The sequence below is a fragment of the Janthinobacterium sp. UMAB-60 genome (assembly GCF_900095235.1).
In the GTDB taxonomy this organism is placed as follows: Bacteria; Pseudomonadota; Gammaproteobacteria; order Burkholderiales; family Burkholderiaceae_D; genus Janthinobacterium.
Map to the genome: position 1 here is coordinate 18,198 of NZ_LT607508.1, position 13,794 is coordinate 31,991.

11 protein-coding genes are annotated in these 13,794 nt (G+C 67.1%); 5 read left to right on the forward strand and 6 right to left on the reverse strand.

The genetic code is table 11. The features are described 5' to 3' along the window. Positions 1 to 94 precede the first annotated feature (94 nt). The 3 genes from K0F86_RS26545 to K0F86_RS26555 all read left to right on the forward strand — a co-directional run bounded on the left by K0F86_RS26545 (position 95) and on the right by K0F86_RS26555 (position 2,429). Positions 95 to 961 carry an HDOD domain-containing protein gene (locus K0F86_RS26545; protein WP_219137117.1) on the forward strand — a complete coding sequence of 289 codons (867 nt, stop codon included), beginning with the start codon at positions 95 to 97 and terminating at the stop codon, positions 959 to 961. A gap of 92 nt (positions 962 to 1,053) precedes the next feature. Next, positions 1,054 to 1,485, forward strand: a complete 432-nt coding sequence (locus K0F86_RS26550) for a hypothetical protein (RefSeq protein WP_099764075.1) — start codon at positions 1,054 to 1,056, stop codon at positions 1,483 to 1,485. After that, complete coding sequence (locus K0F86_RS26555) at positions 1,482 to 2,429, forward strand: DUF2145 domain-containing protein (protein ID WP_257572396.1); 948 nt, start codon at positions 1,482 to 1,484, stop codon at positions 2,427 to 2,429. Before K0F86_RS26550 ends, K0F86_RS26555 begins: the two co-directional genes overlap by 4 nt. On the opposite strand, the gene K0F86_RS26560 is transcribed toward K0F86_RS26555, so the two are convergent. The 6 genes from K0F86_RS26560 to K0F86_RS26585 form a co-directional block, all read right to left on the reverse strand. Next, positions 2,426 to 3,715 (reverse strand): glycosyltransferase, encoded by a 1,290-nt coding sequence (locus K0F86_RS26560; RefSeq protein WP_219137118.1) that lies wholly within the window; start codon positions 3,713 to 3,715, stop codon positions 2,426 to 2,428. The genes K0F86_RS26555 and K0F86_RS26560 overlap by 4 nt on opposite strands. 231 nt (positions 3,716 to 3,946) lie before the next feature. Then, a complete protein-coding gene (locus tag K0F86_RS26565; protein WP_219137119.1) occupies positions 3,947 to 4,588 on the reverse strand; it encodes an NAD-dependent dehydratase in 642 nt (213 codons plus the stop codon). A 46-nt stretch (positions 4,589 to 4,634) separates the two neighbouring features. Beyond that, positions 4,635 to 5,915, reverse strand: a complete 1,281-nt coding sequence (locus K0F86_RS26570; RefSeq protein WP_219137120.1) for an arsenic transporter — start codon at positions 5,913 to 5,915, stop codon at positions 4,635 to 4,637. A 92-nt stretch (positions 5,916 to 6,007) separates the two neighbouring features. After that, positions 6,008 to 7,381, reverse strand: coding sequence for an efflux transporter outer membrane subunit (locus tag K0F86_RS26575; RefSeq protein WP_219137121.1), 1,374 nt, complete (start codon positions 7,379 to 7,381; stop codon positions 6,008 to 6,010). Beyond that, a complete protein-coding gene (locus tag K0F86_RS26580) occupies positions 7,381 to 10,527 on the reverse strand; it encodes an efflux RND transporter permease subunit (protein WP_219137122.1) in 3,147 nt (1,048 codons plus the stop codon). The genes K0F86_RS26575 and K0F86_RS26580 overlap by 1 nt, the downstream gene beginning before the upstream one ends. Before the next feature lie 33 nt (positions 10,528 to 10,560). Continuing rightward, positions 10,561 to 11,688, reverse strand: coding sequence for an efflux RND transporter periplasmic adaptor subunit (locus tag K0F86_RS26585; protein ID WP_219137123.1), 1,128 nt, complete (start codon positions 11,686 to 11,688; stop codon positions 10,561 to 10,563). A 161-nt stretch (positions 11,689 to 11,849) separates the two neighbouring features. Between K0F86_RS26585 and K0F86_RS26590 the strand changes: the two genes are divergently transcribed. Both K0F86_RS26590 and K0F86_RS26595 read left to right on the forward strand, forming a co-directional pair. Then, on the forward strand, positions 11,850 to 12,602 hold the full coding sequence (locus tag K0F86_RS26590) for a response regulator (protein WP_077403452.1): 753 nt from the start codon (positions 11,850 to 11,852) through the stop codon (positions 12,600 to 12,602). Beyond that, positions 12,602 to 13,687, forward strand: a complete 1,086-nt coding sequence (locus tag K0F86_RS26595; RefSeq protein WP_219137124.1) for an ATP-binding protein — start codon at positions 12,602 to 12,604, stop codon at positions 13,685 to 13,687. Before K0F86_RS26590 ends, K0F86_RS26595 begins: the two co-directional genes overlap by 1 nt. The last annotated feature ends 107 nt before the right edge of the window (positions 13,688 to 13,794 follow it).

A 13,794-nucleotide genomic window follows, 5' to 3' on the forward strand; every position in this document is an offset into this window, starting at 1 on the left:
CGACCTCGGCAACGCCGCGCAACAGCTTGCACCCCGGGCCGGCGCATGGCTGAAAAGGCTGCCGGACGCCATGCGGGCCGGATTGCCTGATAATATGAGGCCATTGCCATTTCTCGCTCCCCTATCCATGCACGTCAACACGCTCAGCAGCCTGGCGCAACTCCTGTCCAGCGCCGAAACGGAAACCCTGGCCTTTCCCACCAGCATCAATACGGCCCTGCTGCTGCAAAAGGAATTGGCCAATCCCGATTGCCACTCGTCCGACATCAGCCGGCTGCTGCTGTGCGAACCGACCTTGTCGGCGCGCGCCGTGGCGCTGGCCAATTCGGCCCTGTTCTCGCCCGGCCAGGCGCCCGCCATCACCAGCGTGCGCGCCGCCGTCGAGCGGCTGGGGCACCGCAACCTGTATGCGCTGGCGACGGCGGCCGTCATCCGCCAGCTGAATGCGGGCATCCGCGACGAAGCCTTGCGCGCCCGCGCCACCCAGCTGTGGGCGCACACCGTGCACGTGGCGGCGCTGGCGCATGCGCTGGCCAGCACCGTCACGCACACGGATGCCGATACGGCGCTGTTCGCCGGCATCGTGCATGAAGTGGCCGGCTTTTACATGCTGGCCCAGGCCGACAAGACCCCGGGCCTGTACGCCCAGCTGGAAACGCAGATGGCGTCCACGCTGGAAGTGATCGGCCGCGCGCTGATGCGCCAGCTGAATGTGCCGCTGTCCGTGGCCGATGCCGTCAACGCCTTGCCCGGCTCGACCATCATGCTGCCGCCCGAAGGCTTGCGCGACACCCTGCTGCTGGCCAAGGCGCTGGCGCCCGTGCCCTCGCCGCTGCCGCAGGCCTGCGTCACCGTCAGCGCGCCGCTGCAAGCCTACCTGGAGCACGATCCCGTGCTGCAGGTGCTGCGCACGCAGCCGTCGCCCGAAGCGAAGGGCCTGATCGAGGTGCTCCTCAGCTGATGGCCGATCTGCTATCATGGCGCAGGCCGGGATGGACCCGGCCCGCTTTCATTGATGTGCACTGGAAAACTGCCTTGACTACCTCCCTACGCATGCTCGGCCTGGCCGCAGCTTTGACCATGGCCTGCAACGCCAACGCCGACAGCTTCGTTTCCTCGGCCTCCAGCGCCGGTTCCCAGTCGAGCGGCAGCATTTCCGATTCGCTCAACGGTTCGAGCAACAGCTCCTCGCGCGACAACAAGGTGGCCAATGGCCCTTACCGCATCATCGACGTGGCCGCCCTGCCGGGCCGCGACGGCATGACGCGTCTGACCATGCAGGCCGACGCCACGGCAACGCCGCTGGTGCTGGACTTGCCGCAAGCGGCGCTCGATAAGCAGCAACTGGCGCAGGGCGACGTGGTGCATGCGCAAAACCGCGCCTACGGCATCGAATTTTCGCGCAACGACACGCGCGCCGCCTTCTTCCTCGTGCTGGCCGACGACTGGTACGGCGAAATGGCCACGCGTCCCGTCAGCCTTTGATCCGTTTTTTCCTGCATCGCCCGGCACTGCTGCTGGGCGTTTGCGCCATCTTCAGCGCTGCCGCAGCCCAGGCAGGCACCTCGCTCGCCTCATCGCGCTTTTGCGACCGCGCGCAGGAACTCACGGCCACGGAACAGGACCGGCTGCTGCGCTTTGCCGCCGTGGTGCGCGAGGAACTGGCTGCCAGCGAAGGCAGCGTGGCCCTGATCAGCCGCTCCGGCCTGGACCTGGCCCGCTTCGGCATCCGCTACTCGCACGCGGCGCTGGCCTGGCGCCACGACAATGACAATGGCTGGTCCGCGCGCCAGCTGTACTACGCCTGCGACGAAGGCCGTCCGCGCATCTTCGACCAGGGCACGGCCGGTTTCGCCATGGGCACGGCAAATCCCGCGCTCGGCTACATCTCTGTCGTGAAACTGCCGGCGGAAAGCGTGCCGCCCCTGCGCCGCGCCCTGCTCGACCCCGTGCGCGTGCAGCAATTGCTGGCGGGCCGCTACAGCGCCAACGCGTATGCATTCAATTTGAAATACCAGAACTGCAACCAGTGGGTGGTGGAAATGCTGGCCGCCGCCTGGGGCGAACTGGCCGAAGGCGGCGACTTGCGCGCGCGCGCCCAGGACTGGCTGCGCGCCGCGCCTTACAACCCCGCCGCCGTCGACGTGGGTGCGCGCTGGCTGATGCTGGGATCGATCTTCGTGCCCCTCGTGCACATGGACGACCATCCGCCCGAAGCCATCGGCACCATGCGGCTGGCGGTGAGCCTGCCGGCCAGCCTGGAAGCGTTCGCGCGCCAGCGCCTGCCCGCCAGCGAGCGCGTGGAAATCTGCCACGACGGCAAGCAGGTGGTGGTGCACCGGGGCTGGGATGCGATCGCCGACGGCTGCGTGCCCGGCCCGGACGACCGGGTCATCGCCCTCGACGATACACCGCACAACATGCCCTAAATAGTCCGGGCGGCCAGCGCCGCATCCACCCGATCAAGCAGGCTGGCAGGTTCCAGTTCCTGCTGCATCCGGCGGGCCACCTCGCCGCACGCCAGCTGAACCTCGGGCGCGGCCAGCAGGCGCGCCAGCTGCCGCCGCATGCGCCCGGCCGACAAACGCCTGGCCAGCAAGACATCCCCCACGCCGAGCCGTTTGATCCTCCAGCCATTGTCGAACTGGTCGTACGCAAACGGCACGATCAGTTGCGGGATGCCCGCGCGGAAAGCGTCCGCGCTGGTGCCGATGCCGCCATGGTGCGCGATGGCCGCCACGCGCGGCAGCAGCGCCGCGAACGGCGCGTGCGCCTGCCACATGACGTTCGGGGGCAAATGCTGCGGCACTTGCGGCGCATGGGGCGTGAGGAACACGCCACGCCGTCCCAGCCGCCGCAACACTTCCAGGGCGATGCTGAAATAGCGCTGCGCGTGCTGGTGGCCGGTACCGGGCGTAAAGACGATGGGCGGCTCGCCCTCGCCCAGAAAGCGTTCCAGCTCCGGCGGCAGCGCCGCAGCGCCATGCGTGGCGGCGCCGGCGAGACCGGCTTGCACGAAATGCGGCGGCCAGTCCGCCTGCGGGGCGGCGAACCAGTCGGGAAACAGCCCCAGCGAGGCATCGGGCGCGGCCAGCATGTGCGCAAAAAAATGCGCTTCGGGCGGCAGTCCGTACTGCGCACGCGCGCCGTTCAGGCCGGGCAGCAGCACCGGGTCGACCATGGCGCGGTGGAGCAGCCACCACAGGGCCTGGCGCCAGGCCAGCGGCACCCAGGCGGGAATGCGCAGCGAGCCGGCCGCCAGGAAATCATGGCTGCTGCACAGGTTCGATGGCGCCAGATACGCCGCGACGATGCGCAGGTCCGGGCGGACGGAGCGTGCCAGGGCGGCCATCGGCACGAGGAAGGGGTGGCACAGCACCACGCACTCTTCACCGTCCGGCAAGCCTTGCACCACGTCGCGCACGGCGCCCAGGTGCGGCACGAGGCCGCGCCACACCACGCCCCAGCCCTTGCGCTCATCCCACAGGCCCGGGTCACCCAGCATGGCCTGCCCCTCTTCCTGCGTGCCGAAGGTGCGATACGGCACACCTGAGGCCAGCGCCGCCGCTTCCTGCCAGGCCGGCACCAGCAGCAGCACGCGCCGCCCCCGTTGCCGCAAGCCCTGCGCCAGCGCGACAAACGGCTGTATGTCGCCGCCGGTGCCGTTGCTGGCGACGATGACGAGCGGCTCCGGCGGGTGGCTGTCGTCAGCCATGCCGCCCTCCGTGCCTGGCGATGGCGTGCAGTGCAACATCAGACAAGAACGTAGGGCGCATGGGAATCTTTCCTAGTGAAAACATCCAACGATGGTAAGCGATAAAGGTTGGCATTTCAATCAGTATCTGAGCGCCGCTTGACGCCATGGCTGCCTGCGGTCGCTACGCAGGCAGTTGCAACATCATGTCCCACTGGTCGATGCCGGGCCCGAAGCCGTCCGGCGTCACCTTCACGGGATTGAAGCCGAAAGCTGCTCCGAACTGACGACATGCACGCCCGGCGCGCCGGCCAGCGCCGCTTCCAGCAGGGCTTGCGCGATGCGCGGCGCCGGATTGATGCGCCAGCGGCGCGGCAGCACGGGCCCCAGCACGCGCAGCAGGCGCAAGGCGGCGCCCTCGCCAGCGCGCGCCACGTCGCGCTCGCCGCCGATCAGGCCCGGGCGCACGTAGGTGAGCGATGCAAAACCCAGCGGCTCCAGGTCGCGTTCCAGCTCGCCCTTGACGCGGTTGTAGAAGATGCGCGAGCCGGCGTTGGCGCCGGCGGCCGAATTGAGCGCATACGTGCGCGTGCCCGCCGCCAGCGCCAGGCGCGCCACGGCCAGCGGATAATCGTGGTCCACGCGCAAGAACGCCTGCCGCGTGCCGGCCACCTTCATGGTCGTGCCCAGGGTGCAGATGACGGCGGCCGCCTGCCACCAAGGTGCGTCGGGCGGCAAGCGGTCGAAATCAACGAGGGGCGCCTCGAGCCTGGGATGCGCCGGCAAGGGCTTGCGCACGGGCGCGACGATGGCCGTGACGCGCGCGTCGGCCAGCGCCAGGCGCAGCACTTCGCGGCCCACCAGGCCCGTGGCGCCCACAAGCAATAGTTTCATCATTTCCCAGTAAAAAGTTGCTCACAGTGAGCACCATACACGGAACTCAGGACAAGCGCAGCGCCAGCGCGGCCAGCGTCACCAGCAGCACGGGCACGGTCAGCACGATGCCGACGCGGAAATAGTATCCCCAGGAAATGTGGATATTCTTGCTGTCGAGCACATGCAGCCACAGCAAGGTGGCCAGGCTGCCGATCGGCGTGATCTTCGGCCCCAGGTCGCTGCCGATGACGTTGGCGTAAATCATCGCTTCGCGCACGGCACCCTGCGCCGTCGTCGGGTCGATGGCCAGCGCGCCCACCAGCACCGTCGGCAAGTTGTTCATCACGGACGACAGCAAGGCCGTCAGCACGCCCGTGCCCATGGCCGCACCCCACACGCCATACTGGGCAAAGTGGTTCAGCATGCCCGTCAGGTACGCCGTCAAGCCCGCGTTGCGCAAGCCGTACACGACCAGATACATGCCCAGTGAAAAGACGACGATATGCCACGGCGCATGACGGATCACATGACGCGTGGAAATCACATGGCCCTTGCCCGCCACGCCCAGCAGCAGCGCGGCCCCCACGGCGGCGATCAGGCTGATGGGCACGCCCAGGTGTTCCTGCGAGAAAAATCCCACCAGCAGCAGCGCCAGCACCAGCCAGCCGGCGCGGAAGGTGGACAAGTCGCGGATGGCGGCGTCCGGGCGCTTCAGTTGCGAGGCATCGTAATCGCGCGGGATATCCTGGCGGAAAAAGAGCAGCAAGACGCCCAGGGTGGCGGCCACGGCGACGACGTTGACGGGCACCATCACGGACGCATACCGGGCAAAGCCGATCTTGAAATAGTCGGCCGAGACGATATTGACCAGATTCGATACCACCAGCGGCAGGCTGGCCGTGTCGGCAATAAAGCCGGCCGCCATCACATAGGCCAAGGTGGCTTTGGCGGAAAATTTCAATGCCCGCAGCATGGCGATGACGATGGGCGTCAATATCAGCGCGGCACCGTCGTTGGCGAACACGGCGGACACCAGCGCGCCCAGCAAGACCAGCAGCACGAACAGTTTCCTGCCGCTGCCGCCGCCCCAGCGCGCCACGTGCAAGGCGGCCCATTCGAAAAAACCGGCCGCGTCCAGCAGCAGGCTGATGATGATCACGGCGATGAAGGTGCCGGTGGCGTTCCACACGATATGCCAGACGACGGGGATGTCGCCCCAGTGGATGACGCCGGCCAGCAAGGCGACACCAGCACCGATGACGGCGCTCCAGCCGATGCCCAGGCCGCGCGGCTGCCAGATGACGAGGGTCAGGGTGGCGAGAAAGATGAGGAAAGCGATGAGCATGGCGTAAGTCCGGTCACTGGCGTATTTAATTATTCCATAATACTGGAAATATTGAATTAAACCAATGCCATATCAGTGCCCGAGCGGCACCATTACTCCTCCAGCCCTCCCCCCAGCGCCTTGTACAGGGCCACGGCCGACTTGAACTGGTCGCGCCGCGCGTCGAGCAGGGCTTGCTGCGCCGCATACGACTGGCGCTGCGCGTCGAGCAATTCCAGCCGGCTGTCCTGGCCCGCGCCATAGCGCAAGGCCGACAGCTTGCGCCGCTGTTCGGCGGCCGCCGCCACGCGCTGCTGCGCGGCGATCTGCTGCGCATATGTGGCGCCGCCGGCCAGGCCGTCGCGCACTTCGCGGAAGGCCGTCTGGATCGCCTGCTCGTATTGCAGCACGGCCACGTCCTTGCGCAGCCGCGACAGCTGCAGTTCCGCGCGCAGCTGGCCGCCTTGGAACAGCGGTTGCGTCACTTGCGGCGCAAACGACCAGCTGCGCGCGCTGCCACGGAACAGGTCGCCGAGTTCCGGACTGGCCAGGCCCAGCGACGCCGTCAGCGACAGACGGGGGAAGAAGGCGGCGCGGGCGGCGCCGATTTCCGCGTTCGCCGCCACCAGCGCATATTCGGCTTGCAGGATATCGGGCCGGCGCGCCAGCAAGTCCGACGGCAGGCCGGGCGGCAGCTGCGTCAGCACGGGCTGACCATCGAGCGGCCGGCCAGCGGGCAAATCGGCCGGCAACGGCGCACCGAGCAGCAATTCCAGGTTGTTGCGCGCCAGGGCACTGGCCCGGACGCGCGCCTGCACGTCCGCTTCCGCCGTCGCCGCCTGCCCTTCCGCTTGCGCCACGTCCAGGCCGCTGCCTTGCTGCGCGCCATGCAGGCGCTGCGTCAGGACCAGCGCCTGGCGCCAGTCAAGCAGGGTTTGCCGCGCCAGCGCCAGCTGTTCCTCGGCCAGCCGCTGCTCCAGGTAGGCGTCGGCCACGCCGCCGATCAGGGTCATGTGCGCGGCGCGCTGGCCCTGCTGCGTGGCCAGGTAGCGGGCAAACGCGGCGTCCGACAGCGAACGCAGGCGGCCGAACAGGTCGATCTCGAATGCGCTCATGGCGATGCCGGCCGTGAACGTGTTTTGAAGCTTGGCATCGGCGCCGCGCTGGCGCACGCCACCCGCATTCGCGCCGACGGCCGGGTAGCGGCCCGCATCCTGGATCTGATACTGGGCCCGCACGGCTTCCACGTTGAGGGACGCCACGCGCAAGTCGCGGTTGTTTTCCAGCGCGATGTCGACCAGGCGCTGCAGGCGTAGGTCGAGCAGCATCTGGCGCCAGCCCAGGTCGGCCGCAGTGTCGGCCGTGGCTGGCGCGAAGGCCTCGCCATAAGCGGCAGGGATGGGCGGCGCCGGCTTGACCAGCGGCGGCGTCAATGAACACGCCGACAGGGCCAGTGCGGCCAGCGGTGTGAAAAAAAATAAACGCATTACGACTCTCCTTCCACCGCTTTAACCGCAGTGTGATTATTGCGTTTCTTGAAGTACGTGCCCATCTTGTCGACGGCGCCCAGCACCACGACAAAGAACACGGGCACGAAAAACACGGCCAGCACGGTGGCGGTGATCATGCCGCCAAACACGCCCGTGCCGATCGCGTGCTGCGTCTCGGCGCTGGCGCCCGTGGCCAGCATCAGCGGCACCACGCCCAGCGCGAACGCCAATGACGTCATCAAAATCGGACGCAAGCGCAAGCGGGCCGCTTCCACCGTCGCCTCGACCAGTCCGCGCCCTTGCGCCTGCAGCTGGCGCGCATATTCGACGATCAGAATGGCGTTCTTCGCCGACAGGCCGATGATCGTGATCATGCCCACCTTGAAGAACACGTCGTTCGGCATGCCGCGCAGCATCACGGCCAGCACGGCGCCCAACAGGCCCAGCGGCACCACCAGCATCACGGAGACGGGGATCGACCAGCTTTCATACAGGGCCGCCAGCACGAGGAAGACCACCAGCATCGACAGCGCCATCAGCATCGGCGCTTGCGAGGCCGATTCCTTCTCTTGCAGCGACTGGCCCGTCCACGCCAGCGCGAAGCCCGGCGGCAGCTGTTTCACGAGCCGCTCCATTTCCAGCATGGCGTCGCCGCTGGATACGCCCGGCGCCGCGCTGCCGGAAATGCGCGCCGCCGGATAGCCCTGATAGCGCACCAGTTGCAGCGGCGACTCGCTCCACACGGGGCGCACCAATTCGCCCAGGGCCACCATGCCGCCCGCGTTATTGCGGATGCGCAGGGCCAGCACGTCGTTCAATTGCATGCGCGACGGCGCGTCGGCCTGGATGATCACCTGCTGCATGCGGCCCGCGTTCGGGAAATCGTTGACATAGGTCGAACCCATGGCCGCCGTCAGCATGTCGGCAATCGCTGTAAATGACACGCCCAATGCCTCGGCCTTGGTGCGGTCGATATCGAGGCGCACGCTGGCGCCGGGCGGCAAGCCGTCCGGATACACGCCCGCCACCTTGCCGCTTTGCGCGGCCAGTCCCAGCAACTGGTTCTGCGCCGCCTGCAGGGCGGCGATGCCCTGGCTGGCGCGGTCTTGCAGGCGCATCGAAAAGCCGGACGAATTGCCCAGTTCATCGATGGCGGGCGGCATCAGGCTCATGATCACGCCCTCCTTCGCCTGCGACATGGCGGCCTGCGCCAGCGCCACTTCTTCCTGCGCCGTGGCGCCGTTGCGCTGTTTCCAGTCCTTCAGCATGGTGAACGCCAGGCCCGCGTTCGGTCCCGCGCCGGAAAAGCTGAAGCCGAGGATCGACTGGTTCACCTCAATGCCGGGCCGCGTGGCCACGTGCTGCTCGTACAATTTGACGACATCGAGCGTGCGCTCCATGGTCGCGTCCGACGGCAGCTGGATCGAGGTAATGAAATAGCCCTGGTCTTCTTCCGGCAAAAAGGCCGACGGCAGCTGCATGAAGGCCACGCCCAGCACCGCGACGATGGCGCCATACACCACCATTGAGCGGCCGGCGCGTTTCAGCATCGCCACCACGCCCTGTTCATAGCGCGCCGTCATGCGGTCAAATTGGCGGTCGAACCACAAGAAGAAGCCCTTCCTGTCATGATCGTGCGGACCGATGGGTTTCAACATGGTGGCGCACAGTGCCGGCGTCAGGGTGAGTGCCAAAAACGCCGAGAACAAAATCGACACGGCCATCGCCAGGGTGAACTGGCGGTAGATGGCGCCCACGGAACCGCTGGCCAGCGCCATCGGGATGAACACGGCCGTCAGCACCAGCGTGATGCCCACGACCGCCCCCGTGATTTCGCGCATGGCTTTCGACGTCGCTTCCTTCGGCGACAGGCCTTCGGTGGCCATCAGGCGCTCGACCGCTTCCACCACCACGATGGCGTCATCGACGATGATGCCGATGGCCAGCACCATGCCGAACATGGTCAGCACGTTGATGGAATAGCCGGCCAGCAGCATCACGGTAAAAGTGCCCATCAGGGCGATCGGCGCGACGATGGCGGGAATCAGGGTGTAGCGTATCTTTTGCAGGAACAGATACATGACGAGGAAGACCAGCACCATCGCCTCCAGCAGCGTGACAATCACCTTTTCAATCGAGATTTTCACGAACGGCGCCGTATCGAATGGCACCGAATACTTGATCCCGGCCGGCATGGTGTGCGCCAGTTCGGCCATGCGCGCGCGCACGGCGGCGGCCGTCTGCACGGCGTTGGCGCCCGGCGACAGCATGATGGCGGCACCCGACGCGGCTTGCCCGTTTTCGCGGATGCTGAAATTGAAGCTTTGCGCGCCCAGCGAGACCTTCGCCACGTCGCCGATGGTCACTTTCGAGCCGTCCGCATTCGCGCGCAGCACGATGGCGGCAAATTCGGCGGGGGTTTGCAGCTGGCCCTGCACCGTCAGCGGGATCGTCACGCGCTGGCCGTGCACGGCGGGCGAATCGCCGAGGCGGCCCGGGGCGATCTGCGCATTCTGCTGCGCGATGGCGGCCGTCAGCTCGCCCATGGCGATGTTGTACGACACCAGCTTGGCCGGATCGACCCAGATGCGCATGGCCCGCTCGGAGCCGAACAGCTGCACCTTGCCCACGCCGGGAATGCGACGCAGTTCTTCCGTCACGTTGCGCGCCAGGTAGTCGCCCAGCGCCACTTCATCGTGCTGGCCAGTCTCGGAAATCAGGCTGACGATCATCAGGAAACCGGACGATGCCGATTCCACCGTCAAGCCATTTTGCCGCACAGCCTGCGGCAGGCGCGGTTCGATGGCTTTCAGGCGGTTTTGCACGTCCACCTGCGCCATTTCCGGATCCGTGCCGGGCTGGAAGGTGACGCTGATCGAGGCCGAACCCGAGGTATCGGTGGACGACTCGAAATACAGCAGGTGCTTGACGCCCGACAGTTCGCGTTCGATCAGGCCCACCACGGAATCGTTCATGGTTTGCGGCGTGGCGCCAGGATAGTTGGCGCTGATGCTGACGCTGGGCGGCGCCACCGAAGGGAAGCGCGCAATCGGCAATTGCGGTATGGCGATCAGTCCGAACAGGACGATGAAGACCGCCACCACCCACGCAAAGACGGGGCGGTTGATGAAAAATTGAGGCATCTCGTTAGGCTTTCATTGTATTCAAAGTGTGCATCAACGGGCCTTGGCGGCAGCCGCCGTTGCCACGACGGCGCGCTTCCATGGCTGCGGCGCGGCGGTGGCGCCCGGCTGCAAGCGTTCCTGGCCTTCGATGACGACGGTGTCGCCCGCCTTCAGGCCGCCGCTGACCACGTACTGGTGCTCGACCACGTCGCCCACGGTAATCGGTTTCAGGCTGGCTTTGTGCGTGCCATCGAGCACCCAGGCCTGCGCCTGGCCGCCGCTGCTGCGCAAGACGGCTTGCTGCGGCAGCAGCACGCCATGCGCCTGCACGGCGCGCGCGATGCGGGCGCGCACGAACATGCCGGGCAGCAGCTGGCGCTGCGGGTTATCGACCAGCACGCGGATGACGGCGTCGCCCGTGCCCGCATCGACGCTGATGCCCGAGAACAGGATGCGCCCCGTGACGGGATGCGGCTGGCCGTCGGCGCCTAAAATGGTCACGGGCAGCTTGTCCGCGCCACCAGTACCCGAGGCTTGCAGCGCGGCCAGCGCGGCGGCCGGCTGGCGCACGTCGACATACACCTTGTCGATCTGCTGGATGCGCGCCATCGGCGTGGCGTCCGCCAGGCCCACCAGCGCGCCTTCCGTCACCAGTTCGGAGCCGATGCGCCCGGCAATGGGCGCTTCGATGCTGGCAAAGGCCAGGTCCAGGCGGCGCCGCGCCAGGCTGGCGCGCGCCTGCGCCACGGTGGCCACGGCTTGCTCGCGCTGGGCCACAGCATCGTCATACGCCTGGCGGCTGATGGCATCCGCTTCCACCAGCGGTTTTAACCTATCCGCCTGGCTGCTGGCGCGATTCGCCGTGGCCACCGCGTGCTGCAGCGCGGCGGCGGCCGAATCGACGTCCGCCTGGAACGGCGCAGGGTTCAGCTGGAACAACTTCTGCCCCGCCTGCACATCGGCGCCCTGCTCGAACTGGCGGCGCAGCACGATGCCGCCCACCTGCGGGCGGATGTCGGCCGTGCGGAAGGCCGCCACCCTGCCCGGCAATTCATCGCTGAGGACCACGGGCGCCGCCTGCAGCTTGAGCACCGTCACGGCGGCGGGCGGCGCCGCGCCTTCTTGCGGCGCGGGTTTGGAACAGGCGGCAAGGCTGAGCAGTGCCGCGGCGATTAACATGTTTTTCCTGGTGAAGTACTTGACTGGCATGACTCTCTCTATGGCGGATCCCAACCGGCGGTCCGGTCGACAGATACGCGCAGCATAAAAGCCTTGCGTGGATATTCCGTCAAAGAAATGTGGAGATTCGATGGAGAGAAAGAAGAATGCTAGACTCCTGCATGAACTATCATCACAGCGCCAGCCAGCCCTCGTTTCTTGCCACCACGCCGCCTTCCGCCCTCGTCCTGATCGCCGAAGATGAACCGCAAATCGCCCGCATCCTCGCCGGTTACCTGGAGCGCGACGGCTACCGCACGGCCTTCGCCCTCGATGGCCAGGAAGCGCTGCAGCAGCACCTGGCGCTGGCGCCGGACCTGCTGCTGCTCGACGTGCAAATGCCCAGAGTCGACGGCTGGGGCGTGCTGGCGGAAGTGCGGCGGCGCGGCGAGACGCCCGTCATCATGCTCACGGCGCGCGACCAGGATGCCGATAAACTGGCCGCCCTGCGCGTGGGCGCCGACGACTACATCATCAAGCCCTTCAATCCGGCCGAAGTGGTGGCCCGCGTGGCCGCCGTGCTGCGCCGCTCGCGCGTGCGCCACCATCCGGTGGGCGGCCAGCGCCTGCGCTGCGGCCCCATCGACATCGACCAGGAAACGTATGTGGCCAGCGTGCTGCAGGATGGCATGGCCCAGCCTCTCATGCTCAGCCTGACCTTGACGGAATTTCGCCTGCTGGCGCATCTGGCGCGCACGCCGCGCCGCGTCTGCAGCCGCCTGGAGCTGCTGGAGTCGTGCATGCCCGAGAGCAATTCGATGGAACGCACGGTGGACAGCCACGTCAGCAAGCTGCGCAAGAAGCTGGAAGAAGCGGGCGTGATGAACATGCCGGCCAGCCTGCGCGGCGTGGGCTACCGGCTGGAAAGCGACTGATGCGCTTCACGGGCCTGAACCGGCAAATCATCCTGTCGATGTCCGTGCTGATGGTCTGCAGCATCCTGATCATCTGGATCGGTTCCTGGACTTTCTTCGCCATCGCCTTCAAGATCGATCCCGACATGCTGTCCGAGCCGGACGACTGGTCGCCCAGCACCGTCGAATGGCTGTGGATCTTCGCCATCACCGTCTTCGGCCTCGGGCTGGCGGCCTTTTTCGCCATCAAGCTGGCGGCGCGCATTCTCAAACCGATCAATTCCGTGATGGACAGCGTGCGCCGCGTGGCCCATGGCGACCTGTCCGCGCGCGCCTTCGCGGGCGACCGTAGCCTGGGCGAGACGGCCATGCTGGTCGATGACTTCAACAGCATGGCCGAGCGCCTGCAGCGCGGGGCCAAGGAAAGCGAAACGTGGAATGCGGCCATCGCGCACGAACTGCGCACGCCCGTGACGATCCTGCGCGGCACCTTGCAAGGCGTCGTCGATGGCGTCTTCAAGCCCGAGGAAGTGCCGTTTTCCAGCCTGCTGGCACAAGTCGAGGATCTGGGCCGCCTGATCGAGGACTTGCGCACCCTGAGCCTGGCCGACAGCGGCCACATGCAACTGCGCATGGCGTGGACGGACCTGACCCTGGAAATCGAGGAAGTGGGCCGCCTGCTGGCGCAGGAAATGGACGCGGCCGGCTTTACGCTGCAGCTGCACCTGTCCGACCACCCCGTCTGCTGCGACGCGGCGCGCATCCGGCAAATCGTGCTGGCCCTGCTCGACAACGCGCGCCGCTATGCGCATCCGGGCCTGCTGCGCGTGCGCACCCGCGTGCAGGCCGGGCAGTACTACCTGAGCGTCGAGGATGCGGGCCCCGGCATTTCAAAGGAACTGGCGGCGCACGTGTTCGAGGCGTTCCGCCGCGGCGACAGCGACGGCGGCGACCCGCATGCGGGCAGCGGCCTGGGGCTGGCCGTGGTCGAAGCCATCGCGCGCGCGCATGGCGGCAGCGCGACGTGCACGCGCGGCAAGGCGGGCGGCAGCGTGTTTACCGTCAAGTGGCCGGTCGAGCACGGCGCGCCGCCGGCCGCTGGCTGACTATATCGCCGGCGAACGCAGCATGTCGACAAAGGCGCGCAAGACGGCAGGCATCTGGCACCGGCTCGGGTAGTACAGGAAGTAGCGGGACGGCGGCGGCAGGCAGC